General features: G+C 72.8%; 18 protein-coding genes. 14 read left to right on the forward strand and 4 right to left on the reverse strand.

Going from position 1 to position 19381, the window contains the following annotated elements; genetic code table 11:
• Window positions 1–168 precede the first annotated feature (168 nt).
• From BGP79_RS08465 to BGP79_RS08475, 3 genes are all read left to right on the forward strand, one after another.
• A complete protein-coding gene (locus BGP79_RS08465; protein ID WP_076694507.1) occupies window positions 169–603 on the forward strand; it encodes a YccF domain-containing protein in 435 nt (144 codons plus the stop codon).
• Window positions 604–607: 4 nt separating this feature from the next.
• Window positions 608–1621 (forward strand): aldo/keto reductase, encoded by a 1014-nt coding sequence (locus BGP79_RS08470; protein WP_076694508.1) that lies wholly within the window; start codon window positions 608–610, stop codon window positions 1619–1621.
• Window positions 1622–1694: 73 nt separating this feature from the next.
• Complete coding sequence (locus BGP79_RS08475; RefSeq protein ID WP_076694510.1) at window positions 1695–2195, forward strand: pyridoxamine 5'-phosphate oxidase family protein; 501 nt, start codon at window positions 1695–1697, stop codon at window positions 2193–2195.
• A 63-nt stretch (window positions 2196–2258) separates the two neighbouring features.
• Here the strand turns inward: BGP79_RS08475 and BGP79_RS08480 are convergent, their stop codons facing one another.
• Window positions 2259–3116, reverse strand: a complete 858-nt coding sequence (locus tag BGP79_RS08480) for a PhzF family phenazine biosynthesis protein (protein WP_076694511.1) — start codon at window positions 3114–3116, stop codon at window positions 2259–2261.
• A 137-nt stretch (window positions 3117–3253) separates the two neighbouring features.
• On the opposite strand from BGP79_RS08480, the gene BGP79_RS08485 reads away from it, so the two are divergent.
• On the forward strand, window positions 3254–5110 hold the full coding sequence (locus BGP79_RS08485; protein WP_143588348.1) for a glycoside hydrolase family 3 N-terminal domain-containing protein: 1857 nt from the start codon (window positions 3254–3256) through the stop codon (window positions 5108–5110).
• Window positions 5111–5261: 151 nt separating this feature from the next.
• Window positions 5262–5684, forward strand: coding sequence for a VOC family protein (locus BGP79_RS08490; protein WP_076694514.1), 423 nt, complete (start codon window positions 5262–5264; stop codon window positions 5682–5684).
• Between the two features lie 119 nt (window positions 5685–5803).
• Here BGP79_RS08490 and BGP79_RS08495 read toward each other — a convergent pair whose 3' ends face one another.
• From BGP79_RS08495 to hutG, 3 genes are all read right to left on the reverse strand, one after another.
• The gene (locus tag BGP79_RS08495; RefSeq protein ID WP_076694516.1) at window positions 5804–6352 is read right to left on the reverse strand and encodes a Dps family protein; all 549 of its coding nucleotides are present in this window, start codon (window positions 6350–6352) and stop codon (window positions 5804–5806) included.
• Between the two features lie 136 nt (window positions 6353–6488).
• Window positions 6489–7052, reverse strand: a complete 564-nt coding sequence (locus tag BGP79_RS08500; protein ID WP_076694517.1) for an antibiotic biosynthesis monooxygenase — start codon at window positions 7050–7052, stop codon at window positions 6489–6491.
• A 41-nt stretch (window positions 7053–7093) separates the two neighbouring features.
• Window positions 7094–8125, reverse strand: a complete 1032-nt coding sequence (hutG, locus tag BGP79_RS08505; protein WP_076694519.1) for a formimidoylglutamase — start codon at window positions 8123–8125, stop codon at window positions 7094–7096.
• Between the two features lie 106 nt (window positions 8126–8231).
• Here hutG and BGP79_RS08510 point away from each other — a divergent pair, with 106 nt between their 5' ends.
• From BGP79_RS08510 to BGP79_RS08550, 9 genes are all read left to right on the forward strand, one after another.
• Window positions 8232–9008 (forward strand): IclR family transcriptional regulator, encoded by a 777-nt coding sequence (locus BGP79_RS08510; RefSeq protein WP_076694520.1) that lies wholly within the window; start codon window positions 8232–8234, stop codon window positions 9006–9008.
• Window positions 9009–9166: 158 nt separating this feature from the next.
• The gene (hutU, locus tag BGP79_RS08515; protein ID WP_076694808.1) at window positions 9167–10918 is read left to right on the forward strand and encodes a urocanate hydratase; all 1752 of its coding nucleotides are present in this window, start codon (window positions 9167–9169) and stop codon (window positions 10916–10918) included.
• On the forward strand, window positions 10915–12117 hold the full coding sequence (hutI, locus tag BGP79_RS08520; protein WP_076694522.1) for an imidazolonepropionase: 1203 nt from the start codon (window positions 10915–10917) through the stop codon (window positions 12115–12117). Before hutU ends, hutI begins: the two co-directional genes overlap by 4 nt.
• 45 nt (window positions 12118–12162) lie before the next feature.
• Window positions 12163–13737, forward strand: a complete 1575-nt coding sequence (hutH, locus tag BGP79_RS08525) for a histidine ammonia-lyase (protein WP_076694524.1) — start codon at window positions 12163–12165, stop codon at window positions 13735–13737.
• A gap of 100 nt (window positions 13738–13837) precedes the next feature.
• Window positions 13838–16444 carry an ATP-dependent chaperone ClpB gene (gene clpB, locus BGP79_RS08530; RefSeq protein WP_076694526.1) on the forward strand — a complete coding sequence of 869 codons (2607 nt, stop codon included), beginning with the start codon at window positions 13838–13840 and terminating at the stop codon, window positions 16442–16444.
• Between the two features lie 93 nt (window positions 16445–16537).
• Window positions 16538–17584: a hypothetical protein gene (locus BGP79_RS16740; protein WP_076694527.1), complete on the forward strand. Its 1047-nt coding sequence runs from the start codon at window positions 16538–16540 to the stop codon at window positions 17582–17584.
• A gap of 84 nt (window positions 17585–17668) precedes the next feature.
• Window positions 17669–18145: a VOC family protein gene (locus BGP79_RS08540; protein WP_076694529.1), complete on the forward strand. Its 477-nt coding sequence runs from the start codon at window positions 17669–17671 to the stop codon at window positions 18143–18145.
• 31 nt (window positions 18146–18176) lie between these two features.
• Window positions 18177–18578, forward strand: coding sequence for a DUF1992 domain-containing protein (locus BGP79_RS08545; protein WP_076694530.1), 402 nt, complete (start codon window positions 18177–18179; stop codon window positions 18576–18578).
• Window positions 18579–18606: 28 nt separating this feature from the next.
• Window positions 18607–19326, forward strand: coding sequence for a DsbA family oxidoreductase (locus tag BGP79_RS08550; RefSeq protein ID WP_076694532.1), 720 nt, complete (start codon window positions 18607–18609; stop codon window positions 19324–19326).
• Window positions 19327–19381: the final 55 nt, after the last annotated feature.

A 19381-nucleotide genomic window follows, 5' to 3' on the forward strand; every position in this document is an offset into this window, starting at 1 on the left:
GCGTGCGAGTGCCGGAAGCGGACCCGGTGCCAGCGTTGCTTGAGCGCGGTCACCACGGCCCGGTGGAGGCGATGCTACTCGCGCTCACCGCCGCGGCGTGGGGTGACGGTGCCGGCCCCGGTCGCGCGGCGGTGGCGTCCGATGCCGGTGAGGGGACAGAATCGGAGCATGAGGACCCTGTTGAACGTGATCTGGCTCGTGCTCGGTGGCCTGTGGCTGGCGGTCGCCTACGCCCTCGCCGGCGTCGTCTGCTGTCTGCTGATCGTCACCATCCCGTTCGGCATCGCGTCGTTCCGGATCGCCGCGTACGCGCTCTGGCCTTTCGGCCGCACCATCGTGGACCGGGGTGGCAGCCCGGGCCTGTTCGCGACGCTCGGCAACGTCATCTGGTTCGTGGTCGCCGGGATCTGGATCGCCGTCGGGCACGTCGTCACGGCCGCCGCCCAGGCGGTCACCATCGTCGGCATCCCGCTCGCGATCGCCAACATCAAGATGGTGCCGGTCTCCCTGATGCCGCTCGGCAAGCAGATCGTGCCGACCGCGGCCACCTGGACCACCGTCGGCGGCCGGTCGGTCGGAGCCTTCGGCTACGAGGGGCGCTGATCCCATGGAGACCGTCATCCTCGGCACCGGCGCGGCCGGCCCCCTCACCGTCAGCGCCCTCGGCTTCGGCGGGATGGCGCTGACCTCCGCCTACGGCGGCCTGGCGGCCGACGAGGCGCTCGCGGTGCTGAACGCCGCCGTCGACGACGGCATCACCCTCATCGACACGGCCAACGTGTACGGCGACGGGACCAACGAGGAGCTGGTCGGCCGGTTGCTCGCGGACCGGCGCGACGAGGTGACGGTCGCGACGAAGTTCGGCATCGTCCACGGCGCGGACGGCACGCGGCGGGCACGCGGGGACGCGGACTACGTGCGGCGCTGCGCCGAGGAGAGCCTGCAGCGCCTCGGCACCGATGTCATCGATCTCTACTACCTGCACCGGCGGGACCTCTCCGTGCCCCTGAGCGAGACCGTCGGCGCCATGGCCTCCCTCGTGGAGGACGGCCTCGTGCGGCACCTGGGGCTGTGCGAGGTGACGGCGGAGGAACTGCGCGAGGCGCACGCCCTGCACCCGATCACCGCCGTGCAGAGCGAGTGGTCCGTCTTCAGCCGGGACGTCGAACGCGCCGTCGTGCCCGCGTGTGCGGAACTCGGCGTCGGGTTCGTCCCGTTCTCCCCGCTGGGCCGCGGCTTCCTCGCCGGATCCGTGCGCTCCGCCGCCGACCTCACGCCCGAGGACGCCCGGCACGGCTTCCCGCGGTTCGATGACGCCAACCTCGAGGCCAATCTCGCCCTGCTGGCGGAGATCGAGGCGAGCGCCCACGAGACCGGCATCACCCTCGCCGAGATGTCCCTGGCCTGGCTGTACGCCAAGGGGGAGGAGGCCGGCGTGACCGTCGTGCCGATCCCCGGGTCCCGGCACCCCGAGCGCAACCGCCAGAACGCCGCCGCGGTGGACATCGCCCTCTCCGCCGAACAGGTGGCCGAGCTCGACGGTGCTGCGGCGCGGGTCGCGGGCGCCCGCTCCCGGGACCGGAGCTGGGTGTCGGAGGGTCGCGAGGACGCCGACGCCTGAGCCGATGTGTTTCGAGAACCGAGGCATCTAGGCTGAGGACGTCAGACCCGACCACGAACGTCAGGAGCGCGACATGACTCAGCCCAGCACCGACAGCCCGTCCGAGGACACCGCCAAGATCGTCGACCTGATGCGCAAGGACCGGACCGTCATGGTCGGCACCGTGCTCACCGACGGGTCGATCCAGAGCCGGCCGATGTCCGTGCAGACGGTCGAGGACGACGGCACCCTGTGGTTCTTCGCCCACGACGACGGTCCGCTGGCCGAACAGCTGACCTCCCACCCGCAGGTCAACGTCGCCTTCGCCGACTCCGACCACTGGGTGTCCCTCGCCGGCACGGCCCGCCTCGAGCACAGCAGCGCGAAGATCGACGAGCTGTGGGACTCGACGACGGATGCGTTCTTTCCCGACGGCAAGGAGACGCCCGGTCTGACGCTGATCGAGGTGAGCCCCGACTCGGCCGAGTACTGGGACCAGCCCGGCGGCGGCGTCGGCGCGCTGTACAACTTCGTCAAGGCGAAGGTCACCGGCGGCACCTACGACGGCGGAACCAGCGGCAGCACGGAGCTGTAGAGCGACGCCGCTCGCAGAGCTACAGCTCCTCGGACGGGAGCAGGTCGAACGGGTGCAGCCGAGCTAGAGCAGCACCGTGCCCCGGATGCACGTGACCGCGTCGCCGCCGACCCACACGTCGTCGTCGTCCGCGGTCACGTGCACCCGGCCCGCCCGGCCGATCACCGTGCCCTGCGCGGCGACGTAGGAGCGCGGCAGCACCCCCTCGCCGATGAGCCACTGGGCCAGCGAGGCATTCAGGCTGCCGGTGACGGGGTCCTCGGCGATCCCGGCGCCGGCGGCGAAGGCCCGCACCTCCAGCTGGGTGGCGCCGCCCGCCGGTTCGGGGCCGGCCACCCCGACCTTCAGGTCCCCGAGCGCGACGGCGTCCGGGTCGAGCCCGCGGACCGCCGCGGCGTCGCGCAGCAGGACCCCCACCCAGCCCGGGCCGTTGTCGACCCAGTGGGAGTCGACCACCTGGTCCGGGCTGATCCGCAGGCCGCTGACCAGGCGGTCCAGCATGGCCGCGTCGACGGGACCCGAGCGAATCGTCGGCGGGGCGGCGAAGGCGAGCCGGTCACCGTCGCGGTGGATCCGCACCTGTCCCACCGCGCACTCCTGCACCACGTCGCCGTCCGTACCCGCTCCGCGCGGGGTGCCTCCCGCGGCGAGCCATGCGTGGGCGCTGCCAAGGGTCGGGTGGCCGGCGAAGGGCAGTTCCTCCGCCGGGGTGAAGATCCGCAGCCGGTAGTCGGCGGCCGGATCCATGGGCGGCAGCACGAACGTCGTCTCCGAGAGGTTGGTCCATGCGGCGAAACGGCGCATCGTCTCCTCGTCCAGCCCGTCGGCGTCGAGGACGACCGCCACCGGGTTGCCCCGGTAAGGTTCGGCGGTGAACACGTCGACCTGCGCGAAGGCGCGTTCGCGGGGTTGCTCGCTCATGCAGCGACTCTAGGCGACGGATCCAGCACCGAGACCGAATCGCCGCCTCGCCCGCCGCGCGGCGGGTGGCGAAGCGCGTAGCCTGTGGGACGGGCGGCCGAAAGGGGTGGATCGCGATGGTGCGATCGAGAAGGACGATGCGGTCGAGACGGACGGCGCGGGGTGCTGCCGCGGCGCTGAGCGTGGTGCTCGTGCTGGCCACGGCGACGCCGGCGACGGCGAGCGTGATCCCGAGCTCGGGCAACCTGATCGGCCGGCTGTCCCTCGAACAGCGGGTGGGGCAGCTGTTCATGGTCGCCAACGGTGCGACCGCCGCGGACCCGGCGGTCACCGCCCTGATCCGGGACCGTCACGTCGGCAACGTCATGCTCAGCGGACGCAGCAGCGCGGGGATCGCCGCGACCGCCGCCGTCTCCCGTACCCTGCAGGCCGCCGCCGGCGTCTCCACCGGGGGCTACCGCCTCGCCGTCTCCACGGACCAGGAGGGCGGCGCCGTCCAGGTGCTCACCGGCCCGGGCTTCTCCGCCATCCCGCGCGCCCTGACCCAGGGCACGTGGGCGGATGCGACGCTGCGCTCCTCCGCCGCGGGCTGGGGCCGGCAACTGCTGCTCTCCGGGGTGACGGTCGACCTGGCGCCCGTCGCCGACACGGTGCCGAGCGCCGCGTTCGCGCCGTCGAACGCCCCGATCGGGGCCTTCGCCCGCGAGTACGGGTACACCCCCGCGCTGGTCTCGGCCAAGTCCCGCGCCTTCACGGCGGGGCTGGCGGACGCGGGCGTCGCCGCCACGCCCAAGCACTTCCCGGGCCTCGGCCGGGTGATCGGCAACACGGACACCACGGCGGGGGTCACGGACACGCAGACCACCCGCACCGACCCGTACCTGCAGCCCTTCCGGGACCAGGTCGCCGCCGGGGTCCGCTGGATGATGGTCTCGACCGCCGTCTACAGCCGCATCGACGCGGCCAACCCCGCGGCGTTCTCGCCGACCGTCCTGACGGGCATGCTGCGGTCCGACCTCGGTTTCCGCGGCATCATCATCTCGGACGACCTGTGCAACGCGAAGCAGGTCGCCGCCTGGACGCCCGCCCAACGCGCCCAGAACTTCATCAACGCCGGCGGCACCATGGTGCTGTGCGCCAGCCCCGCGATGACCGCGCAGATGTACGACGCCGTGCTCGCCCGGGCCCGCGTGGACGCCGCCTTCGCCGCGAAGGTCAACCAGGCCGCCCTGACCGTGACTCGCACGAAGGCGACCAGCGGCAGCCCGACCATTCCGGGCGCCGGGGACCTCGTCGCGCGCTCCTCGACCGGGGACCTGCTCGACTACGGCGCCACGGGACGCAGCACGGTGCTGCCTGCGCGGCGGATCGGTGCCGGCTGGGGCACGCTGCGCGCCGCCGCCACGCTGGACTGGAACGGGGACGGGACCTTCGACGTCGTCGCCTCCTTCGCCGGTGGTGACCTCAAGCTCTACCCGGGCTACAACGGGGGCGGCTTCGCACCGGCCGTCACCATCGGCCGCGGCTGGGACGGTTACCAGCTGATGCCCGGCACATGGCTCGACGGCGCCCGGTACCCGGGGATGCTGGCGAAGAACCCGGCCGGCCAGCTGGTGTACTACGCCAACACGTCCGGGACGGGGCTGACCTCGGGGGTCGTCGTCGTCGCGTCCTGGCCGGCCGTCGAGACGGTGATGATCGACGCCGACGGCAACGGGCACAGCGATCTGATCGCCCGCACCGGCGACGGGACCCTGCGGCTCTACCGCAGCGACGGCGCGGGCCGGTTCCTGCCCGGCTCCACGGTGATCGGCAGCGGCTGGCAGCACGCCCGCAGCATGACCGTGGTGAACGGGTTCGACTCGCCCTTGGGGACCGGACTGCTCGTGCGGTTCGACGACGGCTCGCTGCGCTACTACCCGGTCGCGGCCGGCGGCGTCACCTCGGGGCCGATCATCGGGCACGGCTGGGCGACCCTGACCACGCTGCACTGACGGGGTGATCCTGGCCCGACCCTTGTCCGGGCTGCGCGTCCACCCGTAGGCTCGATGTGGACATCGTTCACATCCAGGCTCCACCGGGAGGACCCATGAGGACCGCACCGCTCACCAGCGCCCTGCACACCGGCACCCGGCGGGGTGCGCGATGACCGCCGAGGTCGCGGAGGGCTGGCCCCGCGTCTACGTGCTGTTCCCCGCGACCGCGCGGGAGGCGCTCGGGTTCTACCACCGCGCGTTCGGCGGCGATCTGATCCTGCACACCTACGAGGAGTTCCGTCGCGACGACGGTCCGGCCGACGCCATCGCCCACGGGGAACTGCGCGGTCCGGTCACCCTCCTCGGCGCCGACGCGGGTCCGGACGAGTCGGCGCTGCAGATGGACGGCATGATGCTCTCGATCCTCGGCACCGACGAGGATCGGCTGCGTGGCTGGTTCGCCGCGCTCGCGGAGGACGGGCAGATCCTCGACGACCTGCAGGAGCGGCCGTGGGGCGGGATCGACGGGCAGCTGCGCGATCGATTCGGGGTGCGCTGGCTGGTGGGGATCGAGGGCGTGGGCAGCGCCTGACCGTACCCACCGGGCAGCTCGGCCCAGGAATGCCACCGGCAACGACGACGGGCGACGGCGGCACCCCGGTGAGGGATGCTGCCGTCGCCCGTGTCGAGGCTCGGCCTACCGGATCGGCGTCACGCCTTCGCGGCGGCGTCCTTCTCGGTGGTCGCGCCCTCGTGGCGCAGGCCGCCACCGGTGTTCTCCAGGTGGGCCCGGATGAACCACTGGAACTTCTCGAGTTCCTGCACCTGCCCGATCAGCATGTCCTGGGTCACCAGGTCCAGGTCGTCGAGGATCTGGATGTCCTTGCGGTGGTCCTCGATCACGCCGTTGTAGACGAGGTCGAGCGCCGCGAGGTGCTCCACGGTGGTCGCGCGGCCGATCGAGTAGTCCTCCCAGGTGCGGCGCGCCACCAGATCGCCGGGGAGCCCGTTCGGCGGGACGCCGAGAGCGGCCATCCGCTCGGCGAGGTCGTCGACGAAGCCGCGGACCAGTTCGATCTGCGGGTCCAGCATCTCGTGGACCCCGATGAAGTCGCGCCCGATGACGTTCCAGTGCGCGTGCTTGAGGGTCAGCTGCAGGTCGTTGAGGGCGTGCAGACGGATCTGCAGCAGCTCGCCGACCCGGTGGCCGTCCTCCACGCTCAGACCGGGAACCGTGAATGTCGCATCGTTCGTTGCCATGCTCGGACTGTTCTCCTCACCATCGACTCACGATCGGCACTGTCGTGCCGTTCTGCGAAACCATCATAGTGCTGACGATTTCCCGCCCTCCAGTTCGGTCCGTTGCGGAAGGACGCGCGCTCATCTCCGGCGGTGCTCATCTCTTGCTGCGCTGCGGGGCGTGCAACCACGGGGACAGCACGCGCGTGCTCCACGGCAGGAAGAAGTAGGTCATCAACGGCACCGCGACCATCGTGGACACGAGCACGCGCAGCGGCAGCACCCATCCACCGATCACCGGGCTCATCAGCCACTGCAGGGTCAGGCTGACCGGGAAGAAGACGATGAAGATGCTGATCATCTGCTTCCAGCGCGGTGGGGTGCGGAGGGGTTCGGCGACGATCTCGTCCGCGGGGTCCTCGAACCAGCCCTCGATGCCGGTGCGGCGCTGTTCGCGGTCGTGCTGGACCATGCCCTCGGCGGTGTTCATCCACCAGCGGCGCTCCGGCGACTCCTCCCAGACCCGCAGGGTGCGCTCGTTGCTGAACCGGTAGAGCATGTGCCAGCGCTCGGCCGAGTCGTGCGACTGGATCCAGCCGGACCCGAGGTAGCCCGGGAACTGGCGGGCCAGGTCCTGGCCGGCACGCGCCCACACCTCCACCTGGCGGGGTCGCGACGGGTCGACGACGCGCGTGATCGACACGGTGACGGCGGGACTCATGGCATCCAGTCAACCGCACTGCGCGTGCGCCGACGGACGCGTCAGGCCGATGCCGACATCGACGGGGCCGAGCCGGCGGTACCGGCGACCTCGTGCACCAGCGTGGTGATCAGCCGGGCGGCGGTGCGCGCGGTGCGCTGGTCGACGTCGAGCGCGGGCAGCAGCTCGACGACGTCGACGAGGACCAGCTTCCCGCTGCGGGCGACGTGCCGGCAGACCGCGTGGACGACCTCCAGGGCCACCCCGTACCCGGCCGGGGCGCTCACGCCGGGCGCCACCGCGGCGGGCAGCACGTCCAGGTCGATGCTCAGGTGCACGACGTCGACGTCGGCCAGGAGGGCGTCGACGGTCGCCAGCACCGCAGGCAGGTTCGCCGCCGTGCACTGCTCGTCGGTCATCCATCGCACGCCGAGCCGCTCCGCCGTGGCGAAGAGGACGCTGGTGTTGGACGGTTCGCTGATGCCGAGGACGGTGTAGCGGAAGTCGCGGCCGGCGTCGGCGTCCGCCTCGGCCATCTGGCGGAACGGGGTGCCGGACGACGGGACGGGCGCGGACCGCAGGTCGAAGTGGGCGTCGAGGTTGAGCACGCCGACGCGTCGGCCGTCCAGCCGCGGCGCGGTCACCCGCCCCCGGTAACTGCCCCACGCCGTCTCGTGGCCGCCGCCGAGCACGACGACGAGGTCGTGCGCGGCCAGGGCCTGCGCCACGCGGGCGCCGAGCCGCTCCTGTCCGGCCTCCAGATCCGTGCCGTCGACCGTCACCGTGCCGGCGTCGACGAGCGGGACGTCCGTGTGCAGGGCGAGCGGCGCCAGGGCCCGCCGCAGGGCGTCCGGGCCCGCGGCCGCGCCGGGGCGTCCCTGGTTGCGGCGGACGCCCTCATCACTGGCGAAGCCGACCAGGGCGACGCCCCGGGTCGTGTCCGCGACCGACCCGTCCGGCCCCGTCCCGTCCGGCCCCGTCTCCTCGTCGGCCGTCCGCCGGATCGCCTGGTGCCAGCGGCGGTGCTCCGCGCCGGGTCCGTCGATGCGGCCCTGCCAGGGCGAGGACGGGGCGTCGTGCGCGTCGGATTCCATGCTGCGATTCTCCGTCGCCGGGTCCGTCCGCCGGTGCGGCCGTCGACCCGGTATCGTCTGGGATCCCGGACGCCTTCACGGACGGTGGAGCGAGGAGGAGGCGGCGATGGAGTCGAAGGTGCCTGCGGCGACGAACACCCTGCGTGTGCTGCGGTTCCTGGCGACGCGCCGGGGGCCGGTGTCCGCCGCCTCGATCGGGGCCGCGCTGGAGCTGCCCCGTTCGACGGTCTACCACCTGCTCGCCGTGATGATCGACGAGGGCTTCGTGACCCACCTGCCCGAGGAGCGGCTCTACGGGCTCGGGATCGCGGCGTTCGAGCTGTCCTCGGCCTGGGTGCGCCAGGACCCGATGGCCCGCCTGGGGGCGCCGCTGCTGCGCGCGCTGGTCGACGCCGTCGGCGAGAACGCGCACCTGGCGCTGCTGCACGCGCGGGACGTCGTCTACGTCGTGGAGGAGCGCGCCCCGGGCCGCCCCTCGCTGGTGACCGACGTCGGGGTGCGGATCCCGGCGCATCTGACGGCGAGCGGCCGGTCGATGCTCGCGGACCTGCCGGCGGCCCAGGTGCGGGCGCTCTACCCGAACCGGGACGCGTTCTCGTCCCGCTGGGAGCACACGGTGGTCACCAGCCCGAGCCGGTTGCGCGCAGAGCTGGACCGGACCCGGGCCCGGGGCTGGGCCGTCGAGGAGGGGGACGTGACGCCGGAGTTCGCCTCGGTCGCCGTCGCCGCGCATGACCACCGCGGTCTGCCCGTCGCCGGCATCGCCCTGACGTTCCTCTCCCACCGCGTCGACGAGGACCGCCGTCGCGATCTCGTCGCCCATCTGCGGCAGACCGCCGACGCCCTCTCGACCCGACTGCACGGTGGTCCGCGGGCCAGCTGATCCCGATCGGCCGCTCCTGGACCATTCGTCTGGGATCCCGGACAGGTGCGCGGTCGACGCCCGTCGTCGAGCCGTCCGGCGTGGTGGCATGGAGACAGTCGCATCGCCCCTGTACCGACCCCTTGCACCGACCCGTCGACGACGACCAGGAGATCACCATGGCCCTGCCCGGAGCCCGTCCCGTCCGCGCCCCTCGCGGCACCGAGCTCAGCGCTCGCAGCTGGCAGACCGAGGCGCCGCTGCGGATGCTGATGAACAACCTCGACCCCGAGGTGGCCGAACGCCCGGACGACCTGGTCGTCTACGGCGGCACCGGCCGCGCCGCGCGCAGCTGGGCGGCCTACGACGCCATCGTCGCGACCCTGAAGGACCTGGCCGATGACGAGACGCTGCTCGTGCAGTCCGGCAAGCCGGTGGGCGTGTTCCGCACCCACGCGTGGGCGCCGCGCGTGCTGATCGCCAACTCCAACCTCGTCGGCGACTGGGCCACCTGGCCCGAGTTCCGCCGGCTCGAGGCCGAGGGGCTGACCATGTACGGGCAGATGACCGCGGGCTCGTGGATCTACATCGCCACCCAGGGCATCCTGCAGGGCACCTTCGAGACCTTCCACGCCGTCGCGAAGGTCATGCACGAGGACGGCCGGCTGTCCGAGCCGACCCTGGCGGGCACGCTGACGCTGACCGGCGGCTGCGGTGGCATGGGCGGTGCCCAGCCGCTGGCCGTGACCCTCAACGGGGGCGCCTGCCTGGTGGTCGACGTCGACGAGACCCGGCTGCGCCGGAGGCAGGCCAAGCGCTACCTCGACGAGGTGGAGACCGATCTCGAGACGGCCATCGCGAAGGTGACGGCCGCGAAGGCGGAGCGGCGTGCCCTGTCCGTCGGGTACGTCGGCAACGCCGCCACCGTCTTCCCCGAGCTGCTGCGCCGGCACCGCGCCGGGGAGCTGACCGTCGACGTCGTCACCGACCAGACCTCCGCGCACGACCCGCTGTCCTACCTGCCGACCGAGTACACCGTCGAGCAGTGGGAGGCCGAGGCCGCGGCGGACCCCGACGGATTCACGAAGAAGGCCCGTGAGGCCATGGCGACCCAGGTGCAGGCCATGGTCGAGTTCCGCGACGCGGGCGCCGAGGTGTTCGACTACGGCAACTCGATCCGCGACGAGGCCCGGCAGGCCGGCTACACCCGCGCGTTCGACTTCCCCGGCTTCGTGCCCGCCTACATCCGGCCCCTGTTCTGCGAGGGCCTGGGCCCGTTCCGCTGGGTGGCGCTCTCGGGCGACCCGAAGGACATCGAGATCACCGACGCGGCGATCAAGGAGCTGTTTCCCGAGAACGAGCACCTGCACCGGTGGCTCGACGCCGCCGCGGAGCGGGTCGAGTTCGAGGGCCTGCCTGCCCGGATCTGCTGGCTCGGCTACGGCGAACGGCACCGCGCCGCGTTGCGGTTCAACGAGCTCGTGGCGGACGGGACGCTTTCCGCGCCGATCGTGATCGGCCGCGACCACCTGGACTCCGGCTCCGTCGCCTCGCCCTACCGCGAGACGGAGGCGATGGCCGACGGCTCGGACGCGATCGCCGACTGGCCGCTCCTGAACGCCCTGACCGCGGCCTCGTCCGGCGCGACCTGGGTGTCCATCCACCACGGCGGCGGGGTCGGCATCGGCCGCTCCCAGCACGCCGGGCAGGTGGGCGTCGCGGACGGCACCCCGCTGGCCGCTCAGAAGCTCGAACGGCTGCTGACCAACGACCCCGGCATGGGCGTCATCCGGCACGCCGACGCCGGGTACGAGCGGGCGCTCGAGGTCGCCGACGAGCGCGGCGTCCGGATCCCCATGAGCTCCCCAACCTCGCAAGCTCGGTCGGGGGCCCCTGCTCACGTGGGCCCACCCATGCGGGACCAGCGGTGACCACGTCCGGTCCCGCATCGACGCTCCTCACCGGCATCGCGGAGCTGACCACGGTCGACGCCGAGCTCGGTACCATCCGCGACGCCGCGGTCGTGCTCGAGGGTGAGCGGATCGCCTGGGTCGGTCCGGCGTCGGACGCACCGGCGGCCGACCAGGCCGTCGACGTCGAGGGCCGGGCCGTGCTGCCGGGCTGGGTCGACTCCCACACCCACCTCGTCTTCGACGGGGACCGGGCCGCCGAGTTCGCCGCCCGGATGGCCGGGCAGGCGTACGAGGCGGGCGGCATCGCCGTGACCACCGGCGCCACCCGCGCGGCCGACGACGCCCGGCTCGACGCCCTGGTGACCGGTCGCGTTCGGGAGGCGCTGGCCGGGGGCACCACGAGCCTGGAGACCAAGACCGGGTACGGGCTTACGGTCGAGGACGAGGCCCGCAGCGCCCGGATCGCCGCCGCCCACGTCGAGGACGTCACCTTCCTCGGCGCCCACCTGGTTCCCGACGGCCTCGACCCGGACGCGTACGTCGAGAACGTGTGCGGGCCCATGCTCGACGCCGTCGCCCCGCACGTGCGCTGGGCGGACGTGTTCTGCGAACGCGGAGCGTTCACCGTCGAGCAGTCCCGGCGGGTGCTGGCCGCGTGCCGGGAGGCCGGCCTCGGGTTGCGTGTGCACGGCAACCAGCTCGGCCCCGGCGGGGGTGTGGCCCTGGCCGTCGAGGTGGGTGCCGCGTCCGTGGATCACGTCAACCACGTGACCGACGCCGACGTCGAGGCGCTCGCGGCCTCGGACACCGTCGCGACCGTCCTGCCGGCCTGCGACCTCTCCACCCGTGCCCCGCTCGCGCCGGCGCGGCGGCTGCTCGACGCCGGGGTCACCGTCGCCATCGCCTCCAACGCCAACCCCGGCACCAGCTGGACCACGTCGATGGCCTTCTGCGTCGCGACCGCCGTCCTGCAGATGGGACTGACCGTCGACGAGGCCATCGAGGCCGCCACCCTCGGCGGCGCCCGCGCGCTGCGCCGCGACGTCGGCACCGCGGGCCGACCCGCCGTCGGCCGCGTGGCCGTCGGTGCCCGCGCCGACCTGCACGTCCTCGACGCTCCCTCGGCCGTGCACCTGGCCTACCGCCCGGGCATGCCCCTGACGTGGGACGTGTGGCAGCGCGGCCGCCGGGTCGTCGCCCCCGCCGGCCGTCCCTGATCCCTCCCCGTCAGCTCCCTCATTCGTCCCCGTAGGAGAAGTCCCGTGACCGCCACCGCCCCCGCCCGCCCCACCGACCAGGCGGCTCCCGTCGTCCTCTCGACCGCCGGCACCACCGCGGCCGACGTCGTCGCCGTCGCCCGCCACGACGCCCGCATCGAGCTCGCGCCGGAGGCCCGGGAGCGGGTGAGCAGCGTCCGCGCCCACATCGACGCGCTCGCCGCCTCCACGACCCCGGTCTACGGCATCTCCACCGGGTTCGGCGCCCTGGCCAACACCCCCATTCCGCCGCAGAAGCGCACCCGGTTGCAGAAGTCCCTCGTCCGCTCCCACGCCGCGGGCGCCGGGCCGGCCGTCGAGCGCGAGGTGGTCCGTGCCCTGATGTTCCTGCGGGCCAAGACCCTCGCCTCGGGGCGCACCGGCATCCGTCCCGAGACCCTGCAGACGCTCATCGACCTGCTCAACGCCGGCATCACCCCGGTGGTGCACGAGTTCGGCTCCCTCGGCTGCTCCGGCGACCTCGCTCCGCTGGCCCACTGCGCGCTCGTGCTGATGGGGGAGGGGCGGGCCACCGGGCCCGACGGCGTCGAGCGCCCCGTCGCGGACCTGCTCGCCGAGGCCGGCATCGCGCCCGTGACCCTCGAGGAGAAGGAGGGGCTGGCCCTGATCAACGGCACCGACGGGATGCTCGGCCAGCTCGTCCTCGCGCTCGCTGACCTGGCGGAGCTGTTCACCGTCGCGGACATCACCGCCGCCCTGTCGGTCGAGGGACTGCTCGGCACCGACCGGGTCTTCGTCCCCGAGCTGCACGAGCCGCTGCGGCCGCACCCCGGCCAGGTCCGCTCGGCGGCGACCATGCTCGCGGTCCTCGCCGACTCGCCGATCGTCGCCTCCCACCGGTACGGCGACGACCGCGTGCAGGACGCCTACTCGCTGCGCTGCGCCCCGCAGGTGGCCGGTGCCGCACGCGACACCGCCGCCCACGCGACGCAGGTCGCCGAGCGCGAGCTCGCGGCCGCGATCGACAACCCGGTGGTGCTCGACGACGGCACCATCTCGTCCAACGGCAACTTCCACGGCGCCCCCGTCGCGTACGTCCTGGACTTCCTCGCCATCCCGGTCGCCGACGTGGCGTCGATGGCCGAGCGCCGCACCGACCGGATGCTCGACCCGGCCCGCTCCCACGGCCTGCCGCCCTTCCTCGCCGAGGATCCCGGCACCGACTCGGGCCTGATGATCGCCCAGTACACGCAGGCCGGCCTGGTCTCAGATCTGAAGCGCCTCGCGGTGCCGGCCTCGGTCGACTCCATCCCGAGCTCGGCGATGCAGGAGGACCACGTGTCGATGGGCTGGCACGCTGCGCGCAAGCTGCGGCAGGGGGTGCTGAACCTGCGGCGGGTGCTCGCGATCGAGCTGCTCGCCGCCACCCGGGCGATCGCGCTGCGCGCCCCGCTGCTGCCCGGCCCCGCGGGGGCGGCGGTGCTGGCCGACGTCACCGCCCGGATCGGCGCCCCCGGCTCGGACCGGTTCCTGGCCCCGGAGATCGCCGACCTGGAGGAGTACGTGGCCTCCGGCGACCTCCTGCGCACCGTCGAGTCGGTGGTGGGCCCGCTGCGCTGACGCCACGGGTGGCGCGGGGAATGAACCCTTCCCCCGACAGGTTGAGTTGAGTAGACTCAAGTTCGAGTTCTCCTCGCCCCCACCCGTCGAAAGGAATTCGGTGAGCCCCCGATTCACCACCCGCAGCCAGGAGGCGCTCTCCGCCGCCGTCACCGCCGCCACCACGGCCGGCAACCCGCAGGTCGAACCCGCGCACCTGCTCTCCGCGCTGCTCGATCAGACCGACGGGGTCGCCGTCGCCGTGCTCCGCGGTGCCGACGTCGACCCGGCCGTGCTCGCGCCGCGGGTCACGGCCGCGCTGCGCGCCCTGCCGGCGTCGTCGGGATCCTCGGTGCAGCAGGCGCAGCTCTCCCGTGCCGGCCTCGCCGTCGTGCAGGCCGCGCAGGCGGAGGCCGAGAAGCTCGGGGACGAGTACGTCTCGACCGAGCACCTGCTCCTCGGCGTCGCTGCCGACCAGGGCGCGGCGGGCACCCTGCTGCGCGAGGCGGGCGCGACCCCGGACGCGCTGCGCGCCGCGATCCCCTCGGTGCGCGGCGGCCGGAAGGTCGACAGCCCGGACCCCGAGTCGACGTTCCAGTCGCTGGAGAAGTACGGCACCGACCTGACCGCCGTCGCCCGCTCGGGCAAGCTCGACCCGGTGATCGGCCGGGACGCCGAGATCCGCCGCGTCGTGCAGGTGCTCTCCCGGCGCACCAAGAACAACCCGGTACTGATCGGCGAGCCCGGTGTCGGCAAGACCGCCGTCGTCGAGGGCCTGGCCCAGCGCATCGTCGCCGGTGACGTGCCCGAGTCGCTGCGCGGCAAGACCCTGATCAGCCTCGACCTCGGCGCGATGATCGCCGGCGCCAAGTACCGCGGCGAGTTCGAGGAGCGGCTCAAGGCCGTGCTCGAGGAGATCAAGGGCGCCGAGGGGCAGGTCGTCACCTTCATCGACGAGCTGCACACCGTCGTCGGTGCGGGCGCGTCCGAGGGCGCGATGGACGCCGGCAACATGCTCAAGCCGATGCTGGCCCGCGGGGAGCTGCGCCTGATCGGCGCCACCACGCTGGACGAGTACCGCGAGAACATCGAGAAGGACCCGGCGCTGGAGCGGCGCTTCCAGCAGGTGTACGTCGGCGAGCCGAGCGTCGACGACACCATCGCCATCCTGCGCGGCCTGAAGGAGCGCTACGAGGCGCACCACAAGGTCGCCATCGCCGACGCCGCCCTGGTCGCCGCGGCCACCCTGTCCCACCGCTACATCTCCGGCCGCCAGCTGCCGGACAAGGCCATCGACCTCGTCGACGAGGCCGCGTCCCGGCTGCGGATGGAGATCGACTCCGCCCCGGAGGAGATCGACACCCTCCGGCGCGCGGTGGACCGGCTGACCATGGAGGAGCTGGCCCTGCAGGACGAGACGGACGCCTCCTCGCTGGAGCGGCTCGCCACGCTGCGCGAGGAGAAGGCCGACAAGCAGGAGCAGCTCGACGGACTGAACGCCCGGTGGGAGGCCGAGAAGTCCTCGCTCAACCGCGCCGGTGACCTGCGGGCGAAGATCGACGAGCTGCGCTCGGCGGCCGAGAAGGCCCAGCGCGAGGGCGACCTGGCCGAGGCCTCCCGCATCCTCTACGGGGAGATCCCCACGGTGGAGCGGCAGATGCAGGCGGCCGACGACCAGGCGCAGGACGCCGACCTCGGGGCCACCTCGCTGCTCGTCAACGAGGAGGTCACCGCGGACGACATCGCCGAGGTGGTCTCGGCCTGGACCGGCATCCCGGCGGGCCGCATGCTGCAGGGCGAGTCGCAGAAGCTGCTGCACATGGAGGACGTCCTCGGGCAGCGGCTGATCGGGCAGCGCCCCGCGGTGGCGGCCGTCTCCGACGCCGTCCGGCGCGCCCGGGCGGGGATCAGCGATCCGAACCGGCCCACCGGCTCCTTCCTGTTCCTCGGCCCGACCGGCGTCGGCAAGACGGAGCTGGCCAAGTCGCTCGCGGACTTCCTGTTCGACGACGAGCGCGCCATGGTGCGGATCGACATGAGCGAGTACTCGGAGAAGCACACCGTCAGCCGGTTGGTCGGCGCCCCTCCGGGCTACGTCGGCTACGACGAGGGCGGTCAGCTGACCGAGGCGGTGCGCCGCCGGCCGTACTCCGTCGTCCTGCTCGACGAGGTGGAGAAGGCCCACCCCGAGGTCTTCGACATCCTGCTGCAGGTGCTCGACGACGGCCGGCTCACGGACGGACAGGGCCGCACGGTCGACTTCCGCAACGTCATTCTCGTGCTCACCTCGAATCTGGGCTCCCAGTTCCTCGTGGACCCGTCGATCGACGACGCGCAGAAGCGGGACCTGGTGATGGGCGTGGTCAACGCCTCGTTCAAGCCGGAGTTCCTCAACCGGCTCGACGAGATCGTCATGTTCGACGCGCTCTCGATCGAGGAGTTGTCCCGGATCGTCGACCTGCAGGTGCGCGACCTCGCGTCGCGGCTGACCGAGCGGCGGCTGACCCTCGACGTCACCGACGCCGCCCGCGAGTGGCTGGCCCTGACCGGGTTCGACCCGGCCTACGGCGCCCGGCCGCTGCGCCGGCTGGTGCAGCGGGAGATCGGGGACCGGCTGGCCCGGGGCATCCTGGCCGGGCAGATCGCCGACGGGGACACGGTGCGCGTGGACCGCGCGGCGGGCGAGAACGGGGAGGACGCCGACGGGCTGAGCGTCGCGACCGTCTGACGCGTCCCGTCACCGGTTCTGCCGCCGGTTCACGGATGAGCGATCGGGTGCAAGGATGGTCAGTATGCTTCGTAATCGAACGGAAGGGCCGTCATGACCAACACCCTCACCCGCGGCATCCTCGCCGGCGCTGCCGGCGCCGCCGCCCTGAACGCCGTCACCTGGGCCGACATGGCGCTGCGCGGTCGGCCGGCCAGCGACGCGCCGGGTCAGACGGTCGAGGCGCTGCTCCGGCGGTTGGGGACGGCTGTCCCCGGCCGCGGTGCCGACCGGGAGAACCGGCGCAGTGCTCTCGGCGAGATCAGTGGCATCGGCGTCGGGCTCGGGATCGGCGTGCTCGCCAGTGCCGCCCGGTCGGCCGGTCTCCGCTTCTCGAGTCCGACCGGGGCGGCTCTGACCGGCGCCGCCGCGATGGCCGCGAGCGACGTGCCGATGGCCGCGCTCGGAGTCAGCGACCCGCGCACCTGGTCCTCGGCCGACTGGGCGACGGACATCGCCGGGCACCTCGCCTACGGCATCGCCACGCGGGCGGCGCTCGCGGCGACCGAGCCGGGTCGTCCGGTCGATGCGAAGCTGCGTCGGGCCGAGCGACGCGCGCGCCGCCGGGCCTCCCGCGCGTCGGCGTCGCTCGTCGCCCGTTCGAGCATCCTCGGGATCGCGGCCGGCATCCGCAGTTCGCTCGGCGTCGCCGGCCCGGTGCTCGCAGGCCGTCCGGCCGTTGCCTCCGGCAACGCATCGGGTGGCCGGAGCATCGGTCGCGTGGCTGCGACGCTGGCCGTCGCCGGCGAGATGGTCGTGGACAAGCTGCCGGCCACCCCGAGCCGGCTCGACCCGGGTCCGTTCGTGGGGCGTCTCGTGTCCGGTGCGACGGGCGCGACGATCCTCGCGCACCGGGAGAACGCGGTCCTGGACGTCCCCGTCATCGCGGGGGCTGCCGGTGCCCTCGCCGGATCCTGGGGCGGTGCCACCTGGCGCAGCTGGGCTCAGCGGGAGCTCGGCTGGACCTGGCAGGCAGCTCTGATCGAGGACGGCGTGGGGCTGAGCCTGGCCGCGATCGCGAGCCGGCGGGCTACGCCGTCGGCCCGATCGGCGTCCTCCCAGCCGACGCCCGCGCATCCCTTGTCGTCCGGCGCTCGCTGATCCTAGACTGCCCCCGATGTGAATCATGTTCACATCGGGGGCGGTCGCTGTCCGGCGTCGCCCCGCGGACCGAGGGAGGCTGCCATGAAGGACATCATCACGTGCCTGTGGTTCGACGGTCAGGCGCTGGAGGCCGCCCGTTTCTACGCGTCCGTCTTCCCCGATTCCCGCATCCTCACCCAGGTCGACCACCCCGACAACAGCCCCACTGCCGGCACCGGCGACGTCATGGTCGTGGAGTTCGAGCTGAGCGGACGGCACTTCGTCGGCCTGAACGGCGGCCCGGCCTTCGCGTTCACCGAGGCGGTGTCCCTGCAGATCATGTGCGAGGACCAGGCCGAGGTGGACCACTACTGGGAGGCGCTGACCGCCGACGGCGGTCAGGAGAGCCAGTGCGGCTGGCTGAAGGACAAGTACGGGCTGTCCTGGCAGGTCACGCCCGTCGCGCTGACGGAACTGCTGGCGTCGGCCGACGCCGCGACCGCGCAGCGGATCACGGCGGCCTTCATGCCGATGAAGAAGCTGGACATCGCGACGATCGAGGCGGCTGCCCGCGGATGACCCGATCGCCGGGAGGCGGCAGACTGGGGTGATGGACCGCTTCGAGAGTCTGGCCGAGCGCCGGATCCGGGAGGCAATGGAACGCGGCGAGTTCGACGACCTGCCACTGGCCGGTCAGCCGCTGGACTTCTCCGACGCCGACGATCCGCAGTGGTGGATCAAGCGCTGGATGAAACGTGAGCACATCGATACCGCCGCCCTCGCCCCCCTGGTGGTCCAGTTGCGGCGCGAGGCGGACGGCTTCCCCGAGACGCTGAGCCGCTTCGACCGGGAGGAGGACCTGCGGGAGTACCTCGCGGACTACAACCACCGGGTCAAGCAGGACCGGATCGAGTCCCGCTTCAGCGCCGAGTCCCGGATCATCGCTCCCGTCGTGGACGTCGACGCCATGGTCGTCCGTTGGCGCGGACGGGACCGACGCCGGCCGGAATGAGCGACGGTTCATCGGCGTTGGTGCGATCGTGAACATCGACATCTGGTCCGACATCGCCTGCCCCTGGTGCTACATCGGCAAGCGCCGCTTCGAGTCCGCCCTCGCCGGCTTCGAGCACCGTGACGACGTGACCGTCACCTGGCACAGTTTCCAGCTCGACCCGTCGCTGCCGGCGCACTACGACGGCACCGAGATCGAGTACCTCAGCGAGCGCAAGGGCATGCCTGCCGACCGGGTGGCCCAGATGTTCGCGCAGGTGACCGAGGTGGCGGCGGGGGAGGGCCTGGCCTACGACTTCGGCTCCGTCGTCGTCGCCAACAGCCTGGCCGGGCACGAACTGCTGCACCTGGCCGCCGACCACGGGATGGCCGGGGCGGTCAAGGAAGCGTTGCTCTCGGCGCACTTCGAGCACGGTCAGGACATCGGCGATCGGGAGGTGCTGGTGCGGATCGGTACCGGCGCGGGCCTCGACGCCGGGGAGATCTCCGCCGCTCTCGAGTCCGGCCGCTACCGCGACGCCGTGAGCGCCGACGTCGAGCGCGCCCAGAGCCTGGGCATCACCGGGGTGCCCTTCTTCGTCCTCGACGAGAAGTACGGCATCTCCGGCGCCCAGCCGGTCGAACTGTTCGGTCAGGCCCTGCGCACCGCGTGGGCGGAGGCGAATCCACTGGTCATGGTGACGCCCGACGGCGGCGCCGACGAGGCCGGTGCGCTCAACGGTCAGGCCTGCGGCCCGGACGGCTGCTGAGGCGCGCTGCCTGCCGCGTCGCCCCGGAACGGACGGAGCCCCTCGACCCAGCTGG

The sequence above is a fragment of the Tersicoccus sp. Bi-70 genome (assembly GCF_001968825.1).
Taxonomy (GTDB): Bacteria; Actinomycetota; Actinomycetes; order Actinomycetales; family Micrococcaceae; genus Tersicoccus.

Coding starts and splice junctions, on each gene's coding strand:
- BGP79_RS08465 (WP_076694507.1), top strand. CDS start 169: ATGAGGACCCTGTTGAACGTGATCTGGCTCGTGCTCGGTGGCCTGTGG.
- BGP79_RS08470 (WP_076694508.1), top strand. CDS start 608: ATGGAGACCGTCATCCTCGGCACCGGCGCGGCCGGCCCCCTCACCGTC.
- BGP79_RS08475 (WP_076694510.1), top strand. CDS start 1,695: ATGACTCAGCCCAGCACCGACAGCCCGTCCGAGGACACCGCCAAGATC.
- BGP79_RS08480 (WP_076694511.1), bottom strand. CDS start 3,116: ATGAGCGAGCAACCCCGCGAACGCGCCTTCGCGCAGGTCGACGTGTTC.
- BGP79_RS08485 (WP_143588348.1), top strand. CDS start 3,254: ATGCGGTCGAGACGGACGGCGCGGGGTGCTGCCGCGGCGCTGAGCGTG.
- BGP79_RS08490 (WP_076694514.1), top strand. CDS start 5,262: ATGACCGCCGAGGTCGCGGAGGGCTGGCCCCGCGTCTACGTGCTGTTC.
- BGP79_RS08495 (WP_076694516.1), bottom strand. CDS start 6,352: ATGGCAACGAACGATGCGACATTCACGGTTCCCGGTCTGAGCGTGGAG.
- BGP79_RS08500 (WP_076694517.1), bottom strand. CDS start 7,052: ATGAGTCCCGCCGTCACCGTGTCGATCACGCGCGTCGTCGACCCGTCG.
- hutG (WP_076694519.1), bottom strand. CDS start 8,125: ATGGAATCCGACGCGCACGACGCCCCGTCCTCGCCCTGGCAGGGCCGC.
- BGP79_RS08510 (WP_076694520.1), top strand. CDS start 8,232: ATGGAGTCGAAGGTGCCTGCGGCGACGAACACCCTGCGTGTGCTGCGG.
- hutU (WP_076694808.1), top strand. CDS start 9,167: ATGGCCCTGCCCGGAGCCCGTCCCGTCCGCGCCCCTCGCGGCACCGAG.
- BGP79_RS16740 (WP_076694527.1), top strand. CDS start 16,538: ATGACCAACACCCTCACCCGCGGCATCCTCGCCGGCGCTGCCGGCGCC.
- BGP79_RS08540 (WP_076694529.1), top strand. CDS start 17,669: ATGAAGGACATCATCACGTGCCTGTGGTTCGACGGTCAGGCGCTGGAG.
- BGP79_RS08545 (WP_076694530.1), top strand. CDS start 18,177: ATGGACCGCTTCGAGAGTCTGGCCGAGCGCCGGATCCGGGAGGCAATG.